Raw genomic sequence first — 26,804 nt, 5'->3', positions numbered from 1 at the left:
ACCGAGGTCCCAGATGCTGCCTGCGCTGCACGTCCACCCGCTGATTCCGCCGCGCGCGAGAGGCCCCACCCGGCCCTGCCGGTTCCCGCGCGTCTCGCGTTCCGTTCACGCCCCACTGCCCGACCCACCGAGGTTCCCTGCATGACTGATCTTCCCTCTTCCCTTCTGGCGCGGCCCGCGCGGATGACCCTGCTGACCCTGAGCGTCCTGCTGGGCTTCGCCGGGGCGCAGCAGACCGCGCCGCCCACGGCCACCCCACCGGCGGCCAGCGGCGCCGCGGCCCCGGCCGCCAGCCTGACACCGCTGCTGGAATCGCTGCGCGGCGCCCCCGACTGGCGCGCGGCGGACCTGAACTACCGCGCCGCGCAGCTGACCCTGGACAGCGCCCGCACCCGCGCCGGCCTGAGCGTGACGGCCGGCGTGGACGGCAGCCTGACCCGCGTTCCCTGGGACAGCGGAACGTTCACGGGTGCCACGACCCTCACGGTCAGCGCCAACCTGAACGTGCTGCCGTGGGCTCCGGCCCTCGAGGGCGCCCGCAGCGCCGCGCGTTCCCTGGCGGGCGCGGCGGTGGACCTGCGCAACACCCGCGCGCGCCTGACCGTGCAGGTCCTCCAGGCGTACGAGGGTGTGCGCGGCGCCTCGGGCGCGCTGGAACTTTCACGCGCGCAACTGGACCTGGCCCGCGCGCAACTGAGCGCCGCGCAGTCGCAGCGCAGTGACGGCGTCCTGTCGGCCGAGGGACTGCTGGCGCAGCAGGCGGCGTTCGAGAACGCGCAGGCCGCGCAGACCCGCGCCGAGCGCACGCAGGCGCAGGCGACCCGCAGCCTGAACCGCCTGCTGGGCGCGCCCGTCACGCTGCCCGCCCAGGCAGGGGCGTTCGCGCCGCTCCCCACGGTGACCGTAAACGGCACGCTACCCGAACTGCTGGACCGCGCCCTGTCCCGTCGTCCCGAGGTCGCGCGGGCGCAGGCGGCGCTGGCCGACGCGCAGGCGGGCCTGAGTGCCGCGCAGCTCGACGCGCGCTTCCCGGACGTGACCGCCAGTGTCCGCGCCGGGCAGCTCAGTGACGGAGCGGGCGGCAGCGGCCGCCTGCTGAGCGGCACCCTGAACGTCAAGCAGGGCACCCTGGGCGCGCAGGTCAGCGTGCCGCTGAAGGACACCAGCGCCATTCCGGGCGGCGTGGCCCTGTCGCTCAGCGCGTCGCTGCCGGTGTTCGGGAACACGCGCGGCACCGCCCTGACGCAGGCGCAACTGGGCGTCACGCAGGCGCAACTGGCGCTGGACAGCGCCCGCCAGAGCGTCGAACTCGACGTGCGCGCCGCGCTGGACGCCCTGCAGAACGAGCAGGACGCCCTGAACGCCGCCCGCACGACCGCCGAACAGGCACGCACGGCGCTGGACAGCGCCCGCGCCCGCCTGAACGCCGGACTGGGCACCGCCCTGAACGTCCGGCAGGCCGAACTGACCTCCTTGCAGGCCGATCAGGCGCTGCAATCGCAACTGAACGCCGTGACGCTCGCCACGCTGACCCTGGCGCAGGCCACCACCGACCTCGACCCGCTGCTGCTGACCTCCGGAGGCACCCCATGAAGAACACGATCCCCACCCCGACCCCCACCGCTGCCCGGCGCGCACTGCCCGGCGCGGCACGCCTGCTGGCCCTGACGCTGGCACTGGCCGCCCCGCAGGCGTCGGCGCAGGCCGCGACCAGCCTGACGCTGCCCGGAGCCGTCACCCGCGCCCTGAGTGACGGCGCGGACGTGACGACCGCGCGCGCCAACCTGCAAAAAGCGCAGGCGAACCTGCGGGCCGTGCGGGCCGACCCGACCTCCCCGATCACGGTCCTCACGCAGGCCGAGCAGGACGTGGCCGCGCAGGCCGCCACGCTGGCCTCCACCAAACTGAACGTCGCGCAGACCGTGATCACGCAGTACCTGGGCGCCTACGAGACGGCTGCCCGCACCGGCGTGCTGGCCGCGCAGGTCGAACTGGACGCCCGGCAGCTGAAGATCGCGCAGGCGAAACTGGCCGCGCGCGTGGCGACCACCCTGGACGTCAGCCGCGTGCAGAACACCCTGGACAGCGACCGCCAGGACCTCCAGAGTGCCCGCGACCAGCTGCCGGTCCTGGAAGCGCAGCTGGCCCGCAGCCTGAACCTGCCGGCCGGCACCGACCTGAACCTGAGCGCCCCGCCCGCCCCGCCGAAACTGAGCCTGACGCTGGCCGGATTGCAGGCCGGGCTGGAAAAACGCCTGCCGGGGCTGGTGCAGGCCGCGAACGGCGCGGCGTTCAGCGCCCTGCAGGTGAAACTGGCCGACAACGACTACACCCCGGCCCGCACCCTGGAAGACGCCCGCGTGGCCGCGCAGAACGCGCAACTCAGCCTGGGTGACGCGCAGCGCAGCGCCCTGACGCAGGTGCGTGACGCCTACCGCAGCCTTCAGGACGCGCAGGAACGCGTGGCGCTGTCGCGTGACAGTCTGGCGAACGCGCAGACCAGCCTCACGCAGGCGCAGGCCCGCCTGAAGGCCGGGACGGCCGCCGCCGTGGACGTGCAGCAGACGCAGGTGCAGACGCAGCAGGCCACGCTGAGCGTCACGCAGGCGCAGAACAACGTATGGCGCGCACTGGCAGCCCTGGGCAGCGCGGCAGGCACCGACGTGACAGGACTGGTGAAATGAGCGGCGCACCCACCCGGTTCATGGCGGCCCGCCGCCCCGCCGCGCAGCTGACGCTGGCCGCGCTGCTCAGCGCCGCGCTGGCCGCCTGCGCCGCGCCCGGCCAGACCGACGCCGCGCCCGGCACCACGCCCGGCACGGAGGCCGCCGCACCCACCACCAACGACCTGGACGCCGCGCCGCCCAAGACCACCACCCTGGACGTGACGGTCGTGCAGGCCACCAGCGGCACCCTGAACGTGCAGCGCAGCGCGTCGGCGGTGATCGAGGCGCAGCGGGACTCGCAGGTCGCCGCGCAGAGCGGCGGGAACGTGCGCGCCGTGCTGGTCAGCGAGGGCGACCGCGTGAACCGGGGCGACGTGCTGGTGCAGCTGGACGACACGCAGCAGCGGCAGGCGCTGGAGAACGCGCGCCTGCAGGTGCAGCAGGCGCAGATCAACCTGGATCAGACGCGCACGAACACCAGTCAGGCGACGGCCGCGCTGAGCGCCTCGGTCACGTCCGCGCAGGCGGCGCTGGCGCAGGCGCAGAGCAGCGCGCAGAGCGCCGAGACGCTGTACGGGCTGGGCGGCGTGAGCCTCGCGGACCTGCAGGCGGCCCGCTCGCAGCTGGCGCAGGCGCAGAGCGCGCTGGCGCAGGCACGCAACAACCTCGCGCAGAACGGTAGCAGCGCCAGCGGCAGCGTGCCGCTGCAACAGGCCAGCCTGAAATCCGCGCAGGCCAGCGTCGCGCAGGCCGAGGAGAACCTGGCCCGCACGGCGGTCCGCGCGCCGTTCTCCGGGACGGTCGCCAGCCTCGCGGTCAGCGTGGGCGAGTTCGCCGCGCAGGGCTCGGCGGTGGCGCGACTGGTCGATCCGGGCAGCATCCGCGCGAAGTTCAGCGTGCCCAGCGGCGACGCACTGGCCCTCAAGGACGGCACGCGCCTGAACCTGGGGTACGGCGGCGTGAACTACGTGGCGGTCGTGACGGGCACGCCCAACATCGCGGGCACCAACCGGCTGGTGCCGGTCACGGCGCGCGTGCAGGGCGGCGAGGCGCTGCCGGTCGGCGCGACCGCGCAGGCCCGCTACCGCAACACGCTGGGCACGGGCGTCCTGGTGCCCAGCAGCGCCGTGCAGGTGGACGGCGGGCAGAACACGGTGTACGTCGTCTCGGACGGCGTGGCGCAGCTGACGCCCGTGACGGTCGTGGCCGAGAGCGGCGGTCAGGTGGCGCTGCGCGGCGTGCAGGCCGGGCAGGAGATCATCACGCCCGTTCCGGCCAGCCTGCAGGACGGCGCGAAGGTGAAAGTCGCCCGCGCGGCCGCTGAAGCGACCGAAGGCGGCGCGCCGTGAGCACGCACGACTCCGACGACTTCCGGGATATTCCCGGCGCGACCCTGCCGGACGGCACACCGGAACCCACCATTCACCCGCTAGTACGCTTCAGCGTGAAGAACTACGTGTTCTCCATCGGTATCTTCGTGATGCTGGTGCTGGCCGGGCTGGTCACGACCTTCCGGCTGGGCGTGGAACTGCTTCCGAACTTCGAGGTGCCGATCCTGGCGGTCAGTACCGGCTACCCCGGCGCGAACCCCGATCAGGTGGACCGCGAGGTCAGCCGCAAGATCGAGGACGCCATCAGCACCCTGGCGGGCGTGACGGACATCAACACCACGTCGGTCAGTAACCAGTCGGCGGTCGTGATCACGTTCAGCGACGACACCGACATCGACGGGGCCGCGAACTCGGTATCGCAGGCGGTCGCCGCGATCCGCGGGAGTCTGCCGGACGGCAGTAACGCCCCGGTCGTGCAGAAGTTCGACCCGAACGCCACGCCGATCCTGACGCTGGCACTGCTGGGCGGCAGCAACCCCCCGGCGCAGGTCACCACCTACGCCGAGGACGTGCTCGTACCCCGCCTGGAACGCGTGGAGGGCGTCGCGGACGTCAGTGTCAGCGGCGGCCCGGAACGCAAGGTGCAGGTGCTGCTGGACCCCGCCAAACTGCAGGCGTTCAACCTGTCGCCCGCGCGGGTCACGCAGGCCATCGGCGCCAGCGCCCTGGACCTCCCGGCCGGGACGGTCGAGCGGGGCGGCGTGCAGACGCAGTTCTCGACCCGCAACACCCCCAAGAGCGCCGCCGACGTGGGCCGCATCACGGTGGACGCCCAGACGGGCCTGCAGGTCTCCGACGTGGCCAGCGTGCGCGACGGCGCCGTGACCGCCAGCAGCCTGGCGCGCGTGAACGGGCAACCGGCCGTGCTGCTCAGCGTCCGTAAGGGCAGCGGCACGAACTCGGTGGCCGTGGCGGACAACGTGCGCGCCGCGATGGAAGCGCAGCCGCTCCCGGCCGGGTACAGCCTGTCCCTGGCGAGCGACACGACCACCGAGACCCGCGCGACCGTCAGTGACACCTTCAAGGAATTCCTGATCGCCGTGGCTGCCGTGGGCGTCATCTGCCTGCTGTTCCTGGGTCGCCTGAACACCGTGCTGGCCGTGATCCTGGCGATTCCGATCTCGATCAGCGCCGCGCCGCTGCTGTTCGGGCTGCTGGGGTTCACGTTCAACATCATCTCGCTGCTGGCGATCATCGTGGCGATCGGGATCGTGGTGGACGACTCGATCGTGGTGGCCGAGAACGTGCAGCGTTACCGCGACCTGGGGTACTCGCAGCTGCGCAGCGTGCTGCTGGGCGGCAGCGAGGTCTTCAGCGCCGTGACCGCCGCGAGCTTCTCGCTGCTGGCCGTGCTGATCCCCCTGAGCCTGATGCCGGGCATCCTGGGGCAGTTCTTCAGTCAGTTCGGGCTGGGCATCGCGGCCGCCATCGTGCTGTCGTGGCTGGAAAGCCTGCTGTTCCTGACGGTCCGCATGGCGTACACCCGCGACCCGGACCCCGTCACGTGGGCGCAGGTGCCGGGCGTGCTGGGCCGCTTCCCGGCCATGTTCATGGACGCCCTGCGCGGCGTGCGCACGCCCGCCGGGCTGCTGTGGCTGGCCCTGGCCGGCGCGGGCGTGTCGTTCGCGCTGTCCCGCACGGCGCTGGGCGTGCCGGGCGCCGTGATCGTGGCGGCCGTGATCGCGCCGCTGGTCGTGGCCGTCGCCCGGTACCTGCTGACCAGCCTGTTCGCGCTGCTCGAGGCCCTGACCGGCACCCTGCACGGCTTCACGAACCGCGCCGTGGCCCGCGTGGCCCGCTCGTACGCGCGGGGCCTGAACCGCGCCCTGAACGTCCCGTGGGCGGTCATGCTGGTCGCGCTGGTGTTCCTGCTCACGGCCCCGCTGGCCCTCAGGGGCGTGGGCTTCGCGTTCACGCCCAAGACCGACAGCGGCGTGATGACCGTCACGCTGAGCCTGCCGACCGGCACGGACCTGAACGCCACCAACCGCCTGACCCGGCAGGTCGAGGACCGCCTGCTGGCCAGCCCGAACGTGCGCCTGCTGGAAACCAGCGTGGGGGCCGGGAGCGCCACCGGCGGGAACAACTCCAGTGAGAGCGCCCTGACCGTCACGCTGATCGACCGGGCCGAACGCCCGGCCATCGAGGAACTCGTCGCGCAGTTCAACCGGGAACTCACGCCGCTGGTGGCGGCCGTGCCCGGCACGGAACTGACGGTCGGCACGCAGCAGAACGGCCCCGGCGGCAGCGCCGACATCAGCCTCGCGCTGACCGCGCCGAACCAGGCGCTGCTGATCGAGAAGAACCGCGAACTCGTGCGGCTGCTCGCGCAGGACCCGAACCTGAGGACCGTGGAGAGCAGCCTGAGCGCCACCCGCCAGGAACGCACCTTCATTCCCGACGCCACCCGCCTGTCCGGCACGGGCCTGAGCGCCACCGACGTGGCCCAGGCGCTGCGCACCTACAACGACGGCAGCACCGCCGGAAGTGTCCGCGACGGCGACCGCAGCATCGACATCGTGGTGCGCCTGGACCCGTCCCGCATTCAGGACGAGCAGAGCCTGCTGTCGCAGACGGTGTACTCCAGCGGCCTGAACGCCAACCTGCCGCTGTCTCAGCTGGGGGCCTTCGAGGTCTCGCAGGCGCCCGCCACCCTCAGCCGCCTGAACAAGGCGTACACGGCCAGCATCGACATCAACCTGAAACCCGGCGGCCCGAACGCCTTCGCGTACCAGCGCGAGATCGTCGCCAGCGCCGAGAAGGCAGGCATCCTGACGGACGGCGTGACCCTCGGGAACGCCAGTTCCTTCGGCAGCGCCGGACTGACCGGCGACCTGGTGTTCTACGGCCCGGTCCTGATGGTCGTGGCGATCCTCCTGACGTACCTGGTGCTGGGCAGCCAGTTCAACTCGTTCCGGTACCCGATCTACCTGCAACTCCCGATTCCGCTGGCGGTCGTGGGCGCGCTGTGGAGCCTGAACTTCTTCGGCGCGGACCTGGATGTCATCACGGTGCTGGGCATGGTGATCCTGCTGGGCCTGAGCACCAAGAACTCGATCCTGTACCTGGAGTTCGTGACGGAACGCGCCCGCAGCCTGCCGCTGCGTGAGGCGCTGATCGAGGCGGCCGAACTGCGCTTCCGGCCGATCCTGATGACCACCCTGACCGTCCTGGTGATCAGCATTCCGCTGATCCTGGGCCAGGGCGACGGCGCCGAATTCCGCCGGGGTCTGGGGATCGTGATCCTGGGCGGCGTGGTGACCAGTACGCTGCTGACCTTCTTCGTGGTGCCCACGGTGTTCTGGCAGTTCGAACGCCGCCGCCAGAAGCCCGTCGCGCCCACCGCGCCGGAAGGGACGCTGGCTGCCGGGGACTGATACGGGTTCCGTTTATTTCGTTAACAGATCGGAACACCACCGATCTGTTAACTCCACGTCCGGAACCCGTTTCTCTCCTACTCGCTCCGCTCGGATTGAACGGCTTTATAAGCCATTCAATCGGAGTCCGTATGACCCGGACGGCACCTGAACGAGGCCCCCTGCACCCATCCGGTGTGGGGGGCCTCGTTCAATGATGCGATACGGACTCCGTTTCGCTCCTGCTTGCATCCGCTCGGACCCAGTGGCCTTTGCAGTCCATTCAATCGGAGTCCGCATGAGCGCTATCATGAGAGCTGAACGAACCCGGCCTGGTTCCTGAAGGTGTGCTCCCGTAATACCCGTGTGAGGTATCCGCGTGAATGATCCTGCTATGTCTGACGATGCCCGCCCCGACCTCCCGGCTGTGAGCGGCGCGTTGCCAGCACGGCCCAGCCTGAGGGTCCTGATCGTCGAGGACAGCGAGGAGGACGCCTGGACGTACCAGCATCTGCTGCGGCGCGCGGCCCCGCAGGTGCAGTGCACGGTCCTGGGCATGGGCGCCGACGCCGTGGAGTACCTGCGCCGCGAGACGCCGGACTGCGTGCTGCTGGACTTCAACCTGCCGGACATGACCGGCCTGGAGGTCCTGGCCGAGGCGCGGCCCAGTTGCGCGGTCGTGATGCTGACCGGCGTGGGCGACGAGCAGGTGGCGGTACTGGCCATGAACGCCGGGGCGCAGGACTACGTGGTGAAATCCACCCTGAGCGCCGCCGGGTTGCTGCGTGACCTGGAACGCGCCGTCGAGAAGTACCGCCTGCAACGCGAACTGACCGTGTCGCGCGAGCGGATGCAGGCGGCGCTGGGCAGCGTGGACGACAGCCTGCTGAGCCTGGACCATGACCTGAACCTGCTGTACCTGAACCCGGCCGCGCAGCGCCTGCTGAGCCTGCCGGAAGGCACCCTGAGCCACGCCGAACTGACCGGGCACGCCGGGTGGATGTTCGCCGACACGTTCCTGAAGGTGCTGCGGCGCGCCCTGAAGACAGGCGAGCGACAGGAAACCGAACTGAAAGGCCCGCAGGGACAGTGGCTGGACTCGCGGGTGTACCCCAGTCCGGGCGGCCTGACCGTCACGCTGCGGGACGTGACGCAGCGGCGCAGCGAGGAGGAGCGTCTGCGGCTGCTGGAGAGCGTGACCGTGAACGCCCGCGAGGCCGTCGTGATCTCGGAGGCCGAACCGGTCGTCGGGGAGGGGCCGCGCGTGGTGTACGTGAACGAGGCCTTCACGCGCATGACCGGGTACGCGCCCGAGGAGATCATCGGGCGCACGCCACGCATCCTGCAGGGACCGGGCTCGGACCGCGCGACCCTGGACCGCGTCCGCGCGAACCTGCTGTCCTGGACGCCCGTGGACGAGGTGGTGCAGAACTACCACAAGGACGGCACGCCCATCTGGGTACACCTGAGCATCGTGCCGGTCGCCAACACCCGCGGCTGGTTCACGCACTGGGTCAGCGTGCAGCGCGACGTGACGCAGGAGATGCAGCGCGAACGCCGCGACCGCATGCGGCGCGAACTGCTGGAACAGGCCGCCGCGGGCCGACCCGTGGATGACCTGCTCAACGGCCTGTGCCGCCTGATCTGGCTGGACCTGAACAGCCTGACGGTCGCGGCGTGGCTGCGCGAGGACTCGCTGCTGACCCTGCGCGCCAGCGTGAACTCGGACGCGGACGCCCTGCGCGCCTCGGCTCAGCGCGGCGTGACGCAGGTGGACCTGCAACACGACGACGGCGTGTGCGCGACGGTGGTCCGCACCCGCCAGCCCGTGATCGTGGACGACATACGCCGGGAGAGCCTGGTCATGCACCGGGGCGCACGCGAGGCCCTGCTGGCCGGCGGGCTGCACGCCATGTGGGGCCTGCCGATCCTGTCCAGTCACGCCGACCAGCCGCCGCTGGGCGTGTTCACGGTGTTCAGCGAGACGCCCCGCACGCCCACCCAGACGGAACTGGCGGCCCTGCAGGACCTGACCGGGCTGGCCTCGCTGCTGCTGGAACGCGCGCTGGCGCAACGCGAGATGCAGCGACTGGCGATGTACGACAGCCTGACGGGCCTGCCGAACCGCGCGCTGTACCTGGAGTACCTGACGCAGGCGCTGAGCCGCAGCACGCATGACGGCGAACGGCTGGCGGTGGGGCTGCTGGACCTCGACCGCTTCAAGGTCATCAACGACACCCTGGGGCACAGCGCCGGGGATGAACTGCTGGTGCAGGTCGCGCGGCGCCTGCGCCGCACCTTCCGCCCGTCGGACGTGGTGGCCCGCATGGGCGGCGACGAGTTCACGCTGATCCTGCCGTTCGGGAACGATCCCGGCGTCTTCCGCAGCGGCGTGCAGAACCGCCTGACCAGTTGCTTTCAGGCGCCGTTCCACGTGCAGGGCCAGGAGTTGTTCGTCGGGGCGAGCCTGGGACTGGCGTTCACGCCCGATCACGGCACCGACAGTGACACGCTGCTGAGCGCCGCCGACCTCGCCATGTACCGCGCCAAACGCACGGGCAGCGGCGTGGCCGTGTTCGACCCGGCCGCGACCGCCCTGCAACCCGGCACGGTCAGCCTGGAAACCGACCTGTACCGCGCGCTGGAACGCGACGAACTCGAACTGCACTACCAGCCGCTGTTCCGCGCCGGAACGCGCGAACTGATCGGCGCCGAGGCCCTGTGCCGCTGGCGGCACGCGCGCCTGGGCATGGTCTCCCCGGCCGAGTTCATTCCGCTGGCCGAGAACACCGGCCTGATCCTGCCGATCGGCGCGTGGGTACTGAACGAGGCGTGCCGTCAGCTGGCCGAGTGGCACCGCACGCACCCGCAGTTGCAGATGAGCGTGAACCTCAGCCCCCGGCAGTTCTGGAATCCTCAACTGGTCGAGACGGTCCGGGCCGCCATCGCCGCGCACAACATTCCACCCGGGCGACTGGTGCTGGAAATCACGGAGAGCGTCCTGATGAACGTCCCGGACGCCGAGGCCACCCTCCGGCGCCTGCGGGCGCTGGGCGTGGCGCTGTCCCTGGACGATTTCGGCACCGGGTACAGCAGCCTCAGTTACCTGAACCGCTTCCCGCTGACCGCCCTGAAGATCGACCGTTCGTTCCTGCGTTCCGTGACCGGCAACCCGGACGGCACCGCCGAGAAGATCATCCAGGCCGTCATGCTGCTGTCGCACGCGCTGAACCTGCACGTGACCACCGAGGGCATCGAGACGCCCGAACAGGCCGCGTTCATCGAATCGGTCGGCGGTGACACCCTCCAGGGCTTCCTGCTGGGCCGCCCCGTCCCGGCCGGGCAGTTCCGGCTGCCGGACTGACCGGAGCGGGCCGGAAGTGCCGCTAGAGGCGGGTGCGGACCTCCCACAGTTCCGGGAACAGCACGGTTTCCAGGGCGCGGCGCAGGTACCCGGCCCCGCTGGTCCCGCCGGACCCGCGTTTGAACCCGATGGTGCGTTCCACGGTGGTCAGGTGATTGAAGCGCCAGCGGCGGAAGTTGTCCTCGACGTCCAGCAGCTTCTCGGCCAGTTCGTACAGGTCCCAGTAGGTGTCGGGCTGGCGGTACACGGTGATCCAGGCGTTCAGCACGTCCTCGTTCAGGGTGGGCGGCAGGGTGAGGTCGCGGCCCAGGACTTCCGGGGGAACCGGCAGACCCCGCGCGGCGAGCAGGCGCAGCGTCAGGTCGTACACGCTGGGGCCTTCCAGCGCGGCCAGGAGGGGTGCGTGCAGGTCCGGGCGGTGCTCGTGCGGGCGGGCCAGGACCGCGTGCCGGTTCCCGAGCAGGAATTCCACCATCCGGTACGAGGAACTCTGAAAGCCGGACGCCTGCCCGAACGCGTCCCGGAAGGACAGGTAATCGGCGGGCGTCATGGTCTTCAGGACCTCCCACGCGTTCGTGAGTTGCTCCTGCGCGCGCACCACGCGGGTCAGGCCCTTCAGGGGCGCGTCCGTGATGCCCTGCGAGAGCTGCTCCATCGCGGCGCGCAACTCGCGGATGATCAGGTCCAGCCAGACCTCCGAAACGTGATGCACGGCGATGAACAGGTGCTCGTCGTGCGCGTCCGTGACGGGCCGGTGCGCGCTCTTCAGGGTGTCGAGTTGCAGGTAGTCGCCGTAACTGAGGCTGCGGGTGAAGTCCATGTACGCCTGCTCGGGGGCGTCCCGGTCGGGCGCTCCGGGCCGCGCGGCACCGGGGTCGGCGGCACTCACGCGCGGGCCTCCAGCGCGGCCTGCACGCCCGCCACGGCGCGCGCCACGTCCGCGTGCGAGTGGTACAGCGGCGTGAACCCGAAACGCAGGATGTCCGGCGTGCGGTAATCGCCGATCACGCCGCCCCCGATCAGGTCCGCCATGACCTCACGCGCCTGCGGGTGCCGGTAACTGACCTGCGAGCCGCGCCGCACGTGCTCCTGCGGCGTCACCAGCGTCAGCGGGAAGCGGGCGCACAGCGGCTCCATCAGCCGGATGAAGGTGTCGGTCAGCGACAGGCTCTTGGCGCGCAGCGCGTGCAGGTCCACGCCCTCGAACACGTCCAGGGCGCTGTCCAGAGCGCTGAGGCTCAGGACCATCGGCGTGCCCGGCACGAAACGGCGCGCGCCGGGCGCGGGCGTGAACGCACGGTCCATCTCGAACGGATCGGCGTGCCCCATCCAGCCGCTGATCGCCACGGGCGCCGCGTTCATGGCGCCCAGGTGCCGCTCGGAGACGAACAGGAACGACGGCGCGCCGGGGCCGCCGTTCAGGAACTTGTACCCGCAGCCCACCGCGAAATCCGCGCCCGCGCCGCGCAGGTCCACCGGGAACGCCCCGGCCGAGTGCGCCAGGTCCCACACGGTCAGGACGCCCGCCGCGCGCGCCTGCGCCGTGACGGCCGCCATGTCCAGGCGGCGGCCCGTGCGGTAATCCACCTCGGTCAGCAGCAGCGCCGCCACGTCCGCCGTCAGGTGCTCGCCCAGGGCGTCGGGGTTCACGCGCCGCAGTTCGTACCCGCCGCCCAGCAGGTCCAGTAGTCCCTGCGCGATGTACAGGTCGGTGGGGAAGTTCTCGGCGTCCGTCAGGATCACGCGGCGCCCCGCCGGGGCGAGTTTCAGCGCGGCGGCCAGCACCTTGAAGGTGTTCACGCCCGTGCTGTCCGTCACCGCCACCTCGTGCGGGAGCGCGCCGATCAGCGGCGCGATCTTCGCGGCCACCCGGTCCGGCAGGTTCATCCAGTCGCGCCCCTCTGCGGCCCCGGCACCCCACGAGCGGATCAGGGCGTCGCCCCACTCCTGCGCCGCGACCCGCTGCAACCGCTCCGGCACGGCGCGCGGCAGCGCCCCCAGGCTGTTGCCGTCCAGGTACACCACGCCGCCCGGCAGCGTGAATTCCTCACGCTTGTGGGCCAGCGGGTCGCGGGCGTCCAGGTCCAGCAGGTCGGCAGGAATGGCGGCCCCGGTCAGCGCCGCACCAATCCGCGCGTGCACGGAGGTGGGCTGAGGCTGGGCGGTCTGGACATCAGTGTTCGTCGCATCGATATTCGTCATGGCAACTCCTATAAGGAACCAGGCGGCCGTACCGTCAGCGCCGCACGCATGGCGCGGGCGACAGAACCAGCCGTCAGGGATGAAAGGCAGAGACAGTAGGTGGATCAGAGCCGGTCAGAAACGGCGTTCACAGCCGCGCGCCGCGCATCGGGCGGCCCAGGTTCGCGCACCACCAGTCATGCAGCGCCCGCGCGATCTCATTCGCGCCGGGACGGACCTGCCAGCAGTGACGGGACGACCTCATCAAGCGGCAGTATGCCACGCACGCCCCCTCCCCTGCCGTACCCTGAACAGCATGAGCGACATTCTGACCTGCGCCCACTGCGGCGCCAGGAATCGCGTGCAGACCGTCCCGGACGCACAGGTGCCCGTGTGCGCCCGCTGCGGCCAGCCGCTCCCGTGGCTGGTCACCGGGACCGACGCGACCTTCACGCAGGACATCCGGGCGTCCGTGCCGGTCATCGTGGATTTCTGGGCACCCTGGTGCGGCCCGTGCCGCGTGATCGCCCCCGCCCTGGAAACACTCGTCAAGGAACGCGCCGGAACCCTCAAGATCGTGAAAGTGAACGTCGACGACCAGCCGCAGGCCCCCGGCCTTCACGCCGTGCAGGGCATCCCCACCCTGCTGGTCTTCCAGAACGGTGAGGTCGCCGGGCGTCAGGTCGGAGCCGTGGGCCTGCCCGAACTGCGGGCGTGGCTGGACCGCAGCGTGCCCACGAAGTAACTGGAAAGCGCAAGAAGCATTCTGAACCGAAGAGAATGGAACAGAAAGACTCTGGCTATTGATTGTCATTCTCCACTGATATCGAGGCTATTCGTCAAGATTTTTCAAGGCGGAAATGAAATGAAACTCAGGACCTCAACGCCCATCATTCTCCTTGCCTTTCTCATGCAGACTGCTCCCGCCAGGAGCGGCAGCTTGTTACATCAGACAGGAATTGAACTATCTTCAGTGCAGCTACAAGTCATCGAACAGCTCAGGGTCGATGCGAATAAAGACCTGCCAGCCAGCTTTACGCATCATCCTAACTATCAGATCTGGAAGGATCATCCTGCTTACATCGGGATGGGCTTACGGGATGGAGACAGAGTCGCCACTTACTCCCTGAGCACATTTACACGTGCTGGCGGACTGCTCAAACTGCAAAACCGTTTACGGGAAATTTACAACGATGAAAGCATTCGAATAGAGGGGCTACAGAGTGGTTTGACCTGGGGAGAGGGTATGACCGCACTCCAGGTTCTGTTTGAGGCAGGAAAGCTGGGTATCATTCCCCCGATTCAGGGTGGAGGACTGTCAGGGCCTGACGGCCGCCTCATAGTCAGGCTCTACGACATGAAAGATGCCGAGCAGACTGTCGCGGTCTTGACTGCTATCGGAATAGACCCCGAGATGGTTAGCTTCGAAATCGATCCACTTGAAGGCAAAGCGACCAGCACTGGAGAAGATGCCTTAAAGAAAGCTGGCCATTGAGTAGCTTTTCCGCTCATTGAATCAATGGTGATGGGAGCAAAGTCCAATCAGGGCGTTTTACCTAGGCAAAAACCCGCTCTCTCGGATCAGGCATGGTTCGCGGTTCGCCTTGCCTGCAACAGGTCAGGAGGCCCGACTCAGCGGCGGAGCAGTTTCACGGCGCGGACGACGTCCTGCGGCGTGACGGTCTCGCCGGGGCGGGCGCGGCAGCCTCCGGCGTACTGTTCGAGGATCTGCTCTCCGGCGGCGTCGAGGGCGCTGCGTACGCCGCTGAGTTGGGTGAGGATGTCGTGGCAGTCACGGCCTTCCTCGATCATGCGTTGCAGGCCGCGCACCTGTCCCTCGATGCGGCGCAGGCGCAGCAGGACGCGGGTGTCGGTTTCGGTGAGGGGGGGCGCGGCGGCCGGTGGGGTCTGGGGGTTGGGGGTCGTGTCGGTGGTCATGGTGCGGGGCGCTCCTGTGCGGCGTGAACGGCGGGTCGGCCCGGTGGGGCGTCGTGTACGCACAGCAGCATACTCCGGGGGGGCATGGCCCGGGTGTGTTCCCGCGTGGGCGCTCAGAGTTTGAACACGCCGCGCTGTTCGGGCTGCACGAGGTCCAGGTACTCGCGGTGTTCGCGGATGAACGCGGCGATGAAGGGGCACATGGGAACGGCGTGTTTGCCCTGGGCGCGCACGTCGTCGAGGGCGGCGCGGGCCAGCAGGCTGCCCAGGCCTTCGCCCTCGTGGCCGGGCATGACCTCGGTGTGGGGGAGCATGACGGCGTGGTCTCCGGCGGGGCGGAATTCGGCGAAGCCCAGCAGGGTGCCGGTCTGGTCGGTCAGTTCGTAGCGGTGGGTTTCGTCGTTGCGGCGGACGGTGGGGGTGTGGTCGTGGGTCATGGGGTCAGTATGTCCGGGTGGGGGCGTGCCGCTTCATGAGGATTCGTTCATGAGCTGCCCCTGCTTTGCTTGGCAAAGTGATTCGCATGACAGAGCCCTCATGAAACCTGACATAGGGTGCCTCACATGACCAAGCAGATTCTCGTCGTGATGTCCAGCGAAAGCCAACTGCCCATGCAGGACGGCAAAACCCACGCCACCGGCTTCTACCTCAACGAGTTCGGCGTGCCCGCCCACAAACTCGTGCAGGAAGGCTACGCGCTGACCATCGCCACGCCCAAAGGCAACCGCCCGCCCCTGGACGCCGGGAGCGACACCAAGGACCTCTTCAAGAACGAGGAAGAGTACGAGCAGATCAAGGCCTTCGTGAACGAGACCCTCAGCGGCCCCATCGCGAAACTCGCGGACGTGACCGGCAACCTCGACCAGTTCGACGCGGTGTTCCTGCCCGGCGGGCACGCCCCCATGATCGAACTGATGCGCGACGCCGACCTCGGCACCGTGCTGCGTCACTTCCATGAGAAGGCGCAGCCCACCGCGCTGATCTGCCACGCGCCCGTGGCCCTCCTGGCCGCGCAGCAGGACGCGCCCGCCTACCAGAAAGCCCTGCAGGACGGCCAGACGCCCACCGCCAGCGGCTTCATCTACAGCGGCTACAAGGCCACCGTGTTCAGCACTCCCGAGGAGAAGGACGCCGAGCAGGGCTTCGAGGCGCCCATGCAGTACTACCCCGAAGACGCCCTGACCGCCGCCGGGATGACCATGGACAACGGCGCCAAGTGGACCAGCAACGTCGTCCGTGACCGCGAACTGATCACCGGCCAGAACCCCATGAGCGACGACGAGTTCGTGAACGTGCTGCTGGCCGCCCTGAACGAGCAGGCCCAGACCGCCGGGGTGAACGCATGAGCGTCATCGCCGTTCACGCTGTCATCGTGCCCAAACCCGAGTTCGTAGACGTGGTCGAGAAGGAAATGCTGACCATGGTGCAGGCCAGCCGCCAGGAAGAAGGCAACCTGCGCTACGACCTGCTGAAAGAAGTCAAGGACGGCGTCACCCGCTTCCACGTGCAGGAACGCTACCGCGACCAGGCGGCCGGGCAGGCGCACCGTGACAGCGCCCACTATCAGGCGTACCGCGCCAAGGCCGGCGACTGGTTCGCGCAGGCGCCCGAAGTGACGGTCCTGACCGAGATCGACGTCGCGGGCTGATCGATTCCCCGCCTACCTGCCCCGCACTGCCCTCCCCGGCGGTGCGGGGTTTCTGCGCGGTGCGGGTTTGTGGGCGGTGCGGGGCGGTTGCCCGGCTGCACGCCCGCCATGCCCACAGTGTGAAAGCAACACCAAGGGAGGCGGGCACCCCCCTGATAGACTGCTCTGGTATGACGCTGCCGAAGAATGACAGCGCCGACCCTCCCAGTTGGCGATCCCGCAGACCCGTCGCAATCCAGACCACCACGCAGCCGCGCTGGAGGGACCGACTGTGAGCGCCCTGATTCCCGCGCTGGTGATCCTGCTGATGGTGGCCTTCAATGCCCTGTACGTCGCGGCCGAGTTCGCGACGGTCGGTTCGCGGCGTTCGCGTGTGCAGGAAGCGGCCGAGGGCGGTAACCGCACGGCCGTGGCGCTGCTGGGCATCCTTCAGGACCCCAAGAGGATCGACACGTACGTGGCGGCCTGCCAGATCGGCATCACGCTCAGCAGCCTCGTGGCGGGCGCGTACGGTCAGTCGCAACTGACGCCGCTGTTCACGCCGCTGCTGGGCGCCGTGGGGGGCGAGGTCGCCGCGACCGTCGCGGTCCTGCTCCTCGTGACCTCGTTGCAGGTCGTGCTGGGTGAACTGCTGCCCAAGACCGTGGCACTGCGCTACCCGGAGCGGCTGGCACTCGCCACGCTGCGGCCCATGCAGCTGAGCCTGCTGCTGTTCCGCCCGCTGATCGCGCTGTTCAACGGCACGGCCTTCGCCATCCTGCGCGCCGCGAAGATGAACACGGAACACAGCCACGCGCACGTGCACTCGCCCGAGGAACTGCAGGACCTGTACCGCGAGAGTGCCGACGGCGGCCTGATCGACGCCAGCGAACGCGAGATGCTGGCCGGCGTGCTGAACGTCGAGGACCGCGTGGTCCGCGAGATCATGACGCCCCGCACGCGCCTGCTGACCGTTCCCGCCAGCCTGAGCGTCCGCGAGGCCCTCGAACGGCTCGCGCCCAGCGCCTACTCCCGCTTTCCCGTGACGTCCGCGACCAGCGAGATGGGCGGCGAGGAAGTCGTGGGTGTCGTGCACCTGCGCAGCCTGTACCTGAGTGCCGAGCGCACCCCCGACGCGACCGTGCAGAGCGTCATGCGGGACCCGCTGGTCGTGGCCGAGGTGATGGCCGTCCCGGACCTGTGGCGCCGCCTGCGGGATTCGGGGCGGCACAGCGCCGTCGTGGTCAACGAGTACGGCAGCGTGGCCGGTTTCGTGACGCTGGAAGACGCCCTGGAGGAAATCTTCGGCGAGTTGCAGGACGAGTTCGACCAGGAGGAAGAACCCATCAGCGTGCAGGGCGGGCGGGTCGTGGTGCGCGGCGACGTGCTGATCGACACCCTGAACAGCCGCTTCGACCTGGACCTGCCCACCGACGAGGTCGACACGGTCAGCGGCCTGATGTGGCAGGAACTGGGCCGCCTGCCGCAGCCCGGTGACGAGGTCAGCGTCACACCCGGCAACCTGATCTTCCGGGTGGAGGCCATGGAACGCCGCGCCGTGAAACGTGCCAGCTTCGCCGCGCCGGAGGTGAGCGCGTGACCTACCTCACCCCCATCCTGGTGATCGTGCTGCTGGTCATCCTGAACGGCCTGTTCGTCGCGGCCGAGTTCGCGCTGGTCGCCGCGCGCCGCTCCCGCCTGGAAACGCTGGCCGAGCAGGGCAGCGCCGGCGCCCGCACCCTGACCCGCCTGATCGACCAGCCGACCGGCAAGGACGGGTACATCGCCATCGCGCAGCTGGGCATCACGCTCGCCAGCATCGGGCTGGGCATGTACGGCGAGCCGCAGGTGGCCGGCTGGCTGTACGGCCCCTTCGAGAACTGGGGCCTGTCGTACGCGGCGGCGCACACCGCCGGATTCGTGATCGCCCTGAGTTTCATCACGTTCATGCACGTCGTGTTCGGCGAGATGATCCCCAAGGCCCTGGCCCTCCAGACGCCCGAGGCGGTCAGCGTGCGCGTGCATCCGGTCATGCGGGTGTTCGGGCTGATCTTCCGGCCGTTCGTGTGGGTGCTGGGCGGCCTCGCGCTGGGCCTGATGCGCCTGCTGCGCGTCCGCGAACCCGGCCAGAACGCCCTGCTGTACACCAGCCGCGAACTGAGCATCATCACCGACGAGAGCGCCGAGAGCGGCCAGATCGGCGAGGTGCAACGCGACCTGCTGCGCAACATCTTCGCGCTGGAGGAACGCACCGCCGAGGAACTCATGACCTCCCGCGCCCGCATGGACGTGCTGAACGTGAACGCCGCGCCCGAGGAGATCGCCGCGCGCATCACGCAGTCCACCCGCAGCCGCTACCCCGTCTACGAGGACTCCCTCGACAGCATCGTGGGCGTGCTGCACGTCAAGGACTTCATCCGGGCGCGCGTGTCGGGCCGGAACCTGCACCTGGGCCGACTGGTGCGGCCACTGCCGAGTGTCACGGCGACCGCCACCGCCGAGGACCTGCTGGCCCTGTTCAAGCGCGAGCGGGCGCACTCGGCACTCGTCGTGGACGAGTTCGGCGGCACGCTGGGCTTCGTGACCATGGACGACCTGATCGCGGACGTCATGGACGAGGACGACACCGACAGCCACTGGATCACCGTGAACGAGGACGGCTCGTACACCATGGACGGCGAGGTCACCCTGCACGAACTGCGCAGCGACTACGGCCTGAAGCTCCGCCACGACGAGGTCCTGACCATCGCCGGACTGATGCTCGCCGAGACCGGCACGCCCCCCCGCGCCGGTGACACCATGCACATCCAGAACCACGACCTGACCGCCGAGGACGTGCAGGGCCTCAAGATCACCCGCGTGCGCGTGCGGCCACTGGGGAAAGAGCATGAACCTGCGCGCAGGGGACAGCCCTGACCACCTGACCCAAGGCTGAACGCGAGCCCAGGCATGGCTTCCCGGGGTCACTCCACCCGGGAAGCCTGTGGGTTTTGTCGTTCATAGTGGTGCTCATGGATTCCTCAAACGCCCCATCGTGGCGATCCGGTTTGAAGTCGTGGTTACTGCAGGGTAAGCAGGATGAACAGGAAGGCTTTTACGAAGAGCCGCCACACGCCCAGTCCCACACGCAACCCTGGTGGAAGGTCATGTGCCTCACCGGCGTCGATTACTTCAGCACCCTGGGCTACCAGCCGGGCATCGCGGCCCTGGCGGCCATCTCCGCTGGCTCGCTCGCTCTGTCACCCATCGCCACGCTGGTGCTGGTGCTGGTCACCCTGTTCGGGGCGCTGCCGATGTACCGCCGCGTGGCGCAGGAAAGTCCGCATGGAGACGGCAGCATCAGCATGCTGGAGCGTCTTCTGCCCCGCTGGCAGAGCAAGATCCTGGTCCTGATCCTGCTCGGGTTCGTCGCGACTGGCTTTTTCATCACCATCACCCTATCGGCGGCCGACGCGACCGCCCACATCGTGGAAAACCCTTTCCTGACCCACTACACCGAAGGGTGGAACGTCCCCATCACCCTTGTGTTGATCCTGCTGCTGGGCGCGGTCTTCCTCAAGGGGTTCGGCGAGGCCATCGGCATTGCGGTCGGGCTGGTGGTCCTGTTCCTCGGTCTGAACGTGGTGGTGCTGGTCGACGCGTTCCGGCAGGTCCTGGCCACCCCGGTCCTCTGGTCGAACTGGACCCAGGCGCTCGGGAGCAGTTACGGCAGCCCGCTGGCCCTGATCGGCGCCGCGCTGCTGGTCTTCCCGCGTCTGGCGCTGGGGCTGTCCGGCTTCGAGACGGGTGTGGTCGTGATGCCACTCGTCAAGGGGGACGCGAGTGACACGGAAGCCAATCCCGCTGGCCGGATTCGCAACGCCCGGAAGTTGTTGACCGCGGCGGCGCTGATCATGAGCGTGATGCTGATCGGGTCCTCCTTCGCCACGACCCTCCTGATTCCCCCACAGGCGTTTCAGGATGGCGGTGAGGCGTCCGGCAGGGCGCTGGCGTACCTGGCGCACGAGCGGCTGGGTGAGGTGTTCGGCACGGTGTACGACATCAGCACGATCCTGATCCTGTGGTTCGCGGGAGCCAGCGCGATGGCCGGCCTGCTGAACATCGTGCCGCGCTACCTGCCCCGCTACGGCATGGCCCCGGCCTGGGCGCGCATGAACCGCCCACTGGTCCTGATCTTCACAGCAGTCAGCGTCCTGCTGACCGTGATCTTCCGGGCAGACGTGAATGCGCAGGCCGCCGCGTACGCGACGGGCGTACTCGTCCTGATCGGCAGCGCCTCCGTCGCGGTGACCCTCTCGGCCGTCCGGCGCCGCGCCACCGCACAGATCATCGGATTCGGGCTGGTCAGCCTGATCTTCGGTTACACCCTGGCCGTGACCTTCATCGACGACCTGAGCGGCCTCCGCCTCGGTGGGCTGTTCATCCTGGCGATCATGGTCGTCTCGCTGATCTCCCGCGTCAGTCGCGCGACGGAACTGCGTACGGAACGAGTCGAACTCGATGCGGGCGCCCGCGCCATTCTGGACGGGGCGGCCCGCTCGCAGGACCTGCGGTTCATTGCCAATGAACGGAACGAGGGAGACGCGGCGGAATACATCGAGAAGGAGCGCGAGGTCCGGACAGAGACGCACCTGGCCCAGGGGCACCCTGTGCTGTTCCTGGAAGTCACCGTGGCGGACCCCAGTGAGTTCAGTGACGTGGTGGAAGTTCGTGGCGTGGAGATCGGGGGGCATCAGGTGCTGCGCCTGGAATCCAGCGCCGTCCCGAACGCCATTGCGGCCTTCCTGCTCTATGTCCGCGACACGTACGGTCAGCGGCCACACGTGTACTTCGAGTGGATCGAGGACAGCCCGGTGGAAGCAGCGGGGCGGTTCCTGCTGTTCGGGGAAGGGGACGTGCCGCCGCTCACGCGGGAAATTCTGCGCCGGGCCGAACCGAACCGGGAGCGGCGACCCGTGGTTCACGTCGGCGGTTGAGCCTGGAACGCCGGGCCGGCACCCGCGCTGTTTCGCTCCCAACACCACGCCCGGAATCCGCGCTTCTCCCACTTGCCTCCACCCGGGTTGAATGGCTCAGACCGTTCCACCCGGGTCCATATCTGCAAAGTGGTCAGGTGGTCAGGGAGCGGCCACCTCCGGCCCTCCCACGGCCCGGCGCTACTTCAGCCGTAGAGGCAGACCGCTGACGATCAGGTGCGCCTCGTCGCTGGCGGCGGCGGCCCGCTGGTTCACCCAGCCGAGCAGGTCGCGGTAACGGCGGGCCAGGGCGTTGTCGGGCACGATGCCGAAGCCCACCTCATTCGTCACGAGGACCGTCACGCCGCCCCGTTCGCGGGCGGCGCGCAGCAGGTCGTCGGCTGCGTCCAGCACCGCGTCGTCGGTGTGCCCGGCCAGCATCAGGTTACTGACCCACAGGCTCAGGCAGTCCAGGAGTGCGGCGGGCGTGGTCACGGCGCGCAGCGCGGCGGGCACGGCCAGCGGTTCCTCGTGCGTGACCCACCCGGCGGGCCGGTCGGCGCGGTGACGGGCGATGCGGTCCGTCATCTCGTCGTCGAAGGCCTGCGCCGTGGCGAGGTACGTGACGCCCGGTCCGTCCGGCGCGGCCTCCTGCGCGGCGCGGCGTTCCGCAAACGTGCTCTTGCCGCTGCGCGCCCCACCCGTCACGAACACGATCCGGCCCGCCTCTGACCGCGTCACAGCATCCCCTCGATGACCGACCAGTCCAGCCCGGCCCGCACCTGCGCCGCGATTGCGTCCAGGCGGGCGTCCAGCGAATCCAGGCCCGGCGGGAGCGGCAGGTCCGCCCAGCCCAGGAAGCGTTCCAGGTACGCAGGGTTCTCCAGCAGGCCGTGCAGGTACGTGCCGCGCACGTTGCCCTGCCGCCACAGCAGGCCCGGCGCGAGCGTCTGCACGCCGCCACCCGCGCGGGTCTGCCCGTGGTGAATCTCGTACCCGGTCAGCGCGAAACCCGTCTCGGGGTCCGTGAAGGTGGTCTGCACGGTCGTCTTGTCCGGCATGAACTCGGTGTGCAGGTCCAGCAGGCCCAGACCGGGGACCTCCGCTCCCGGCACGCGGCCTTCTATGCCGTGCGGGTCGCGGATGGACTGCCCGAGCATCTGAAGGCCGCCGCACACGCCCAGGACCGGCACGCCCGCCCCGGCCAGCCGCGTGATTCCGGCGGCCAGTCCGGTCTGCCGCAGCCATTTCAGGTCGGCGGCCGTGCTCTTGCTGCCCGGAATGATCACGGCCCGCGCGCCTGCCAGCTCGTCCGGGCGGGACACCCAGCGTGCCAGCGGGCCCAGCGGCGCGAACTCGTCGAGGTTACTCACGCGCGGCAGTCGCGTGACGGCCACGAAGCCCGCGTCGGCGTCCGGTATGGCAGCGGCGCGCGAGTCCAGCCACACGCCGTCCTCCTCGGGCAGCGTCACGTCCAGCATGGGAATCACGCCCACCGTCGGCACGCCCGTCTGCTCCTGCAACCACTCCGGGGCGGGCGACAGCAGCCGCGCGTCCCCCCGGAAACGGTTCAGGATGAAGCCGCGCAGCAACCCGCGTTCCCCGGGCGTCAGGCAGTGCCAGGTGCCCAGCAGGTGCGCGAACGCCCCGCCCCGGTCGATGTCGGCGGCCAGCAGCACGCCCGCCTGCGCCTCCAGCGCCACGCGCATGTTCACGATGTCGCTGCCGCGCAGGTTCACCTCGGCCGGACTGCCCGCTCCCTCGATGACCACCACGTCGAACCCGGCCAGCAGGCTGTGCAGCGACTCCTGTACGTGCGGCCACAGGTGCGCCTTGCGTTCCCGCCACGGCAACTCCGTGATCTCGCGGCTGACCTGCCCCAGCAGCACCACCTGCGAGCGGGTATCCGCCTCGGGCTTGAGCAGCACCGGGTTCATGCGCACGTCCGGCGTGACCCGCGCCGCGCGCGCCTGCACGAGTTGCGCGCGGCCCATCTCCAGCCCGTCCGGCGTGACCCCGGCGTTGTTGCTCATGTTCTGCGCCTTGAACGGCGCGACCCGCAGGCCCTCGTTCGCCAGCGCGCGGCACAGCGCGGCCGTCAGGTAACTCTTGCCCGCACTGCTCGTGCAGCCCTGCACCATGATCGCCTTACCCATGTCGGCCTCCCCTCCCCAGGCGGGCGGTCAGGGCGCGCAGCAGGGCGGCGTTCTCGCCGGGCAGGCGCGTGCTGACGCGGATGCAGTCCGGCAGGCCGTAGCTGGCGCAGTCGCGCACGCGGATGCCGCCTTCGCGCAGGTCGGCGGTCAGGGCGGCGGCGTCCCCGACGCGCAGGGTCATGAAGGGCGTGCCCGTGTGCTCGGTACGGCCCAGGCGGCCCAGGTCGGCGGCCAGTTCGGAGGCATGCGCGGCGACACGCGGCAGCGTCTCGGCCAGGAAGCGCGCGCCGTGCGGCAGGGCGGCCAGGACGGCGGCGGTGGCGGCCGTGACATGCCATGCCGGGGCGAGGTTGTCGAGCGCCGCGACGACCGTGGGCGCGGCCAGCGCGTAGGCGGGGCGAGCGCCGACCATGCCGTGCGCCTTGCCGGGCGAGAGGACCCTCACCAGCGCCGGGTGGCGCGGCGGGACGGGCAGGGCCGTGAACGGCGCGTACGCCTCGTCTACGATCAGCAGCGCCCCGGCGGCGGCGCAGGTGTCGGCGGCGGCCAGCAGTTCGGCCGGTGTGGGGGAGTGCCCGGTGGGGTTGTGCGGGTACCCGGCGTACACGAGGCGCGTGCGGGCCGGGAGCGTGGTGGGCAGCGCGGGGACGACCTGCACGGACGCGCGTTGCAGCGCGGCGGCGCGGGTCAGCTCCCCGAACGGCGCGTGCAGGCTCAGCAGGGTGTCGCCGCCCCCCAGGAAGGCGCGGGTCAGGCGGTGCAGCAGGTCCGAGGCACCGGTGGCGAGGGCCACGCCGCCGGGTTCGGTGGCGTGCCACGCGGCCAGCCGCTCGCGCACACGGGTGTAGCCGGGGTCCGGGTAGTGGGCGTGGTCGGCGTCCCGCACCGCCTGGATCAGACGGGGGTTCGGGCCGTAGGGGTTGGTGTTCACGCTGAAATCCAGGCCCGTGAACGGCTGCGCGTCCGGCCCGCCGTGAGGGGCGCGGGGCAGGAGCGGCGGCAGGCCGGTCAGGTCGGTATCCGGCAGGTCCACACTCGGGAGGTCGGTGGTCATGGGCGGCCCCGGCGGGCAGGGCGGGCGGGTGGGCGGGGCAGCATCAGGCACAGCGTAGCGAGGATCAGGGTCAGGTGCGCCAGACGACACGCCGCGCGCAGATCAGAGGCGCCCGGTTCACGCCCCCCGGGATTCAGGACGTACACACCGCGCTTGTCGAGCCGCACGCCCAGCGCCCCGGCGAACACGCTCATCGGGTGTCCGGCGTTCGGGCTGGTCGTGGCACGGTGACCCGAGCGCCACGCGCGGAATGCGGCGCGGCCGTCCAGCCCCAGGAGCGGCGCGGCCAGCAGGGCGCACGCGGCGGTCAGGCGGGCCGGGGCGAGGTTCAGCAGGTCGTCGGCGCGCGCGGCGACCCTGCCGGGCCACTCCAGTTCCGGTGTGCGGTAGCCCCACAGGGCGTCGGCGGTGTTCGCGTAGCGGTACAGGGCCGCCAGCGGCAGGCCGCCCGCGCGGTACGCCAGCAGCGGCGCGACCACGCTGTCCGACAGGTTCTCCGCGAGGCTCTCGGCGGCGGCCCCGGCGACCTCGGCGGCGCTCAGGTGGGTGGTGTCGCGGCTTACGAGGTGCCACGCCAGCAGGCGGCGCGCTTCCGGCAGGTTGCCCGCGTGCAGGGCCGCCTCGACCTCCTGCACCGCCGAGAGCAGGGCGCGGCAGGCCAGCAACGGCTTCAGGAGGACGCCCTGCGCGGGCCACGGCAGCCGCGCCGCCGCCCCGCCCGCCAGCGCGGCCAGCGTGGCCCCGCCCGCCCAGCCCAGGCCACCCTCCAGCAGTTGCGCGGCGGGCGTGGTGGCCTGCCAGCGGCCCCGCGCGCTCTTCAGGTACGAGCCCATCCACACGACCGGATGCCAGCGGGCGGGCGGCTCACCCAGCGCGTCCAGGGCCAGGGCCAGCAGCAGGGCGCGGCGGCTCACGGGCTGCCCAGGTCGCGGCACCGGTCCACGAAGCGGCGGGCCAGCGCGGGGTCCGCGCCCAGGTGCAGGTGCAGGTAACTGGCGAGCACGTTCCCGCGCGCGTAACCCTCGTGGACGGGCGTGCCGTCCGGGGCCTGCCAGCGGTAGGCCGGGTGGGTGGGTTCGTGCGTCAGGACCGAGTGGTGGAACTCGTGACCGCGCAGCGCCGCGCCCGCCGGGGCCAGCGGCGTGCCGGTCAGGGCGTGGGCGTCGCGGTAGCCCAGGGTCAGGCGGGGGGCCATGCGGGTGCGGTCCGGCGTGACGCCGCACATCTCGAAGGTGCGCTCCGGCGTTTCCAGCGACTGGCCCAGGTACATCAGGCCGCCGCACTCGCCGATCACGGGCCGCCCGGACGCCGCAAAATCCCGGACGGCGGCGCGCATGGCGGCGTTCGCTTCCAGTTCGGCGGCGTGCGCCTCGGGGTACCCACCGGGCAGCAGCAGCCCGCCCAGGCCCGGCGGCAGTCCGGCGTCCCGCAGGGGACTGAACGGCACGAGGTCCGCGCCCTGCGCCCGCAGTTCGTCCAGCGCGTCCGGGTACGAGAAGTGAAAGGCCTCGTCGTGCGCCACGCCGATCCGCACCCGCTCGCCCGCCGGGACGGGCGTGGGGGGCGGGAGGGGCAGTGCGGGGGCCTGCGCGGCGGCCAGCAGCGCGTCCAGGCGCAGGAAGCGCGCGGCGTGCAGGGCGTCCGCCGCGTCCCAGGAGGCCTGCTCGGCGCTCAGCAGGCCCAGGTGCCGCGCCGGGAGGTGAAGCCGCTCGTCGCGCAGGACGAAGCCCAGGACCGGCAGGCCCACCTGCGCCAGCGCCGCCTCACACAGCTCCGCGTGACGTTCGCCGCCCACGCGGTTCAGGATCACGCCCGCCACCCGCACAGGCGGGACCGTCAGCGGCGCGAAATCCCGCAGCCCGGCGGCCACGGCGGCGGCGGTGCGGGCCATGCCGCCCGCGTCGATCACCAGCACCACCGGGGCGCCCAGCAGGCCCGCCAGATCGGCAGTGGAATGCTCGTCACTCAGGGGGTCGCGGCCGTCGTACAGGCCCATCACGCCCTCCAGGACGCTCACGTCGGCGGGCGCGGCGGCGCGGGCGAACAGGGCACTCATACGGACTCCGATTAATTAGCCAACAAGGGCCACCAGTGGAAGAGCGTGTGCCGAGTGACC

Annotated in this window: 21 protein-coding genes; 12 read left to right on the top strand and 9 right to left on the bottom strand. The window is 70.3% G+C overall.

Features of this window, described 5'->3' with window-relative positions:
• Positions 1–141 precede the first annotated feature (141 nt).
• From IEY70_RS08445 to IEY70_RS08425, 5 genes are all read left to right on the top strand, one after another.
• The gene (locus IEY70_RS08445) at positions 142–1,593 is read left to right on the top strand and encodes a TolC family protein (protein WP_229777770.1); all 1,452 of its coding nucleotides are present in this window, start codon (positions 142–144) and stop codon (positions 1,591–1,593) included.
• Positions 1,590–2,684 carry a TolC family protein gene (locus IEY70_RS08440; protein WP_189064566.1) on the top strand — a complete coding sequence of 365 codons (1,095 nt, stop codon included), beginning with the start codon at positions 1,590–1,592 and terminating at the stop codon, positions 2,682–2,684. Before IEY70_RS08445 ends, IEY70_RS08440 begins: the two co-directional genes overlap by 4 nt.
• Positions 2,681–4,015, top strand: a complete 1,335-nt coding sequence (locus tag IEY70_RS08435) for an efflux RND transporter periplasmic adaptor subunit (RefSeq protein WP_229777769.1) — start codon at positions 2,681–2,683, stop codon at positions 4,013–4,015. The genes IEY70_RS08440 and IEY70_RS08435 overlap by 4 nt, the downstream gene beginning before the upstream one ends.
• Positions 4,012–7,434 carry an efflux RND transporter permease subunit gene (locus IEY70_RS08430; RefSeq protein WP_189064565.1) on the top strand — a complete coding sequence of 1,141 codons (3,423 nt, stop codon included), beginning with the start codon at positions 4,012–4,014 and terminating at the stop codon, positions 7,432–7,434. The genes IEY70_RS08435 and IEY70_RS08430 overlap by 4 nt, the downstream gene beginning before the upstream one ends.
• Before the next feature lie 373 nt (positions 7,435–7,807).
• Complete coding sequence (locus IEY70_RS08425; protein WP_189064564.1) at positions 7,808–10,777, top strand: EAL domain-containing protein; 2,970 nt, start codon at positions 7,808–7,810, stop codon at positions 10,775–10,777.
• 22 nt (positions 10,778–10,799) lie between these two features.
• On the opposite strand, the gene IEY70_RS08420 is transcribed toward IEY70_RS08425, so the two are convergent.
• The gene (locus IEY70_RS08420) at positions 10,800–11,597 is read right to left on the bottom strand and encodes a tryptophan 2,3-dioxygenase (protein WP_189064646.1); all 798 of its coding nucleotides are present in this window, start codon (positions 11,595–11,597) and stop codon (positions 10,800–10,802) included.
• A 65-nt stretch (positions 11,598–11,662) separates the two neighbouring features.
• Positions 11,663–12,979: a kynureninase gene (gene kynU, locus IEY70_RS08415; protein ID WP_189064563.1), complete on the bottom strand. Its 1,317-nt coding sequence runs from the start codon at positions 12,977–12,979 to the stop codon at positions 11,663–11,665.
• Between the two features lie 295 nt (positions 12,980–13,274).
• On the opposite strand from kynU, the gene trxA reads away from it, so the two are divergent.
• Positions 13,275–13,703 carry a thioredoxin gene (trxA, locus tag IEY70_RS08410; protein ID WP_189064562.1) on the top strand — a complete coding sequence of 143 codons (429 nt, stop codon included), beginning with the start codon at positions 13,275–13,277 and terminating at the stop codon, positions 13,701–13,703.
• A 120-nt stretch (positions 13,704–13,823) separates the two neighbouring features.
• Positions 13,824–14,453 carry a hypothetical protein gene (locus IEY70_RS08405; RefSeq protein ID WP_189064561.1) on the top strand — a complete coding sequence of 210 codons (630 nt, stop codon included), beginning with the start codon at positions 13,824–13,826 and terminating at the stop codon, positions 14,451–14,453.
• Positions 14,454–14,590: 137 nt separating this feature from the next.
• Here IEY70_RS08405 and IEY70_RS08400 read toward each other — a convergent pair whose 3' ends face one another.
• Together IEY70_RS08400 and IEY70_RS08395 are read right to left on the bottom strand one after the other, a co-directional pair.
• Positions 14,591–14,896 (bottom strand): metal-sensitive transcriptional regulator, encoded by a 306-nt coding sequence (locus IEY70_RS08400; protein ID WP_189064560.1) that lies wholly within the window; start codon positions 14,894–14,896, stop codon positions 14,591–14,593.
• 113 nt (positions 14,897–15,009) lie between these two features.
• Positions 15,010–15,333, bottom strand: a complete 324-nt coding sequence (locus tag IEY70_RS08395; RefSeq protein WP_189064559.1) for a GNAT family N-acetyltransferase — start codon at positions 15,331–15,333, stop codon at positions 15,010–15,012.
• A gap of 126 nt (positions 15,334–15,459) precedes the next feature.
• On the opposite strand from IEY70_RS08395, the gene IEY70_RS08390 reads away from it, so the two are divergent.
• From IEY70_RS08390 to IEY70_RS08370, 5 genes are all read left to right on the top strand, one after another.
• Positions 15,460–16,242: a type 1 glutamine amidotransferase domain-containing protein gene (locus IEY70_RS08390; protein WP_189064558.1), complete on the top strand. Its 783-nt coding sequence runs from the start codon at positions 15,460–15,462 to the stop codon at positions 16,240–16,242.
• The gene (locus IEY70_RS08385; protein ID WP_189064557.1) at positions 16,239–16,544 is read left to right on the top strand and encodes a putative quinol monooxygenase; all 306 of its coding nucleotides are present in this window, start codon (positions 16,239–16,241) and stop codon (positions 16,542–16,544) included. Before IEY70_RS08390 ends, IEY70_RS08385 begins: the two co-directional genes overlap by 4 nt.
• Before the next feature lie 271 nt (positions 16,545–16,815).
• On the top strand, positions 16,816–18,123 hold the full coding sequence (locus IEY70_RS08380) for a hemolysin family protein (RefSeq protein ID WP_189064556.1): 1,308 nt from the start codon (positions 16,816–16,818) through the stop codon (positions 18,121–18,123).
• Entirely contained in the window at positions 18,120–19,439 is a 1,320-nt protein-coding gene (locus tag IEY70_RS08375; RefSeq protein WP_189064555.1) for a hemolysin family protein, read from the top strand. Before IEY70_RS08380 ends, IEY70_RS08375 begins: the two co-directional genes overlap by 4 nt.
• A gap of 230 nt (positions 19,440–19,669) precedes the next feature.
• A complete protein-coding gene (locus IEY70_RS08370; RefSeq protein WP_229777768.1) occupies positions 19,670–21,499 on the top strand; it encodes an APC family permease in 1,830 nt (609 codons plus the stop codon).
• Positions 21,500–21,679: 180 nt separating this feature from the next.
• Here the strand turns inward: IEY70_RS08370 and cobU are convergent, their stop codons facing one another.
• Genes cobU through IEY70_RS08345 form a run of 5 tightly spaced genes read right to left on the bottom strand, consistent with a single transcriptional unit; the run spans position 21,680 to position 26,744 of the window.
• Complete coding sequence (cobU, locus tag IEY70_RS08365; RefSeq protein WP_189064553.1) at positions 21,680–22,219, bottom strand: bifunctional adenosylcobinamide kinase/adenosylcobinamide-phosphate guanylyltransferase; 540 nt, start codon at positions 22,217–22,219, stop codon at positions 21,680–21,682.
• Positions 22,216–23,634 carry a cobyric acid synthase gene (locus IEY70_RS08360; RefSeq protein ID WP_229777767.1) on the bottom strand — a complete coding sequence of 473 codons (1,419 nt, stop codon included), beginning with the start codon at positions 23,632–23,634 and terminating at the stop codon, positions 22,216–22,218. Before IEY70_RS08360 ends, cobU begins: the two co-directional genes overlap by 4 nt.
• The gene (locus IEY70_RS08355; protein WP_189064552.1) at positions 23,627–24,688 is read right to left on the bottom strand and encodes a pyridoxal phosphate-dependent aminotransferase; all 1,062 of its coding nucleotides are present in this window, start codon (positions 24,686–24,688) and stop codon (positions 23,627–23,629) included. The genes IEY70_RS08360 and IEY70_RS08355 overlap by 8 nt, the downstream gene beginning before the upstream one ends.
• Complete coding sequence (gene cbiB, locus IEY70_RS08350; protein WP_189064551.1) at positions 24,685–25,602, bottom strand: adenosylcobinamide-phosphate synthase CbiB; 918 nt, start codon at positions 25,600–25,602, stop codon at positions 24,685–24,687. Before cbiB ends, IEY70_RS08355 begins: the two co-directional genes overlap by 4 nt.
• Entirely contained in the window at positions 25,599–26,744 is a 1,146-nt protein-coding gene (locus IEY70_RS08345; protein ID WP_189064550.1) for a cobyrinic acid a,c-diamide synthase CobB, read from the bottom strand. Before IEY70_RS08345 ends, cbiB begins: the two co-directional genes overlap by 4 nt.
• Between the last annotated feature and the right edge of the window lie 60 nt (positions 26,745–26,804).

This window comes from Deinococcus seoulensis, from assembly GCF_014648115.1.
Classification (GTDB): Bacteria; Deinococcota; Deinococci; order Deinococcales; family Deinococcaceae; genus Deinococcus; species Deinococcus seoulensis.
The sequence above is the reverse complement of the archived record's forward strand: the minus strand, read 5'-3'. Positions and strand labels throughout refer to the sequence as shown.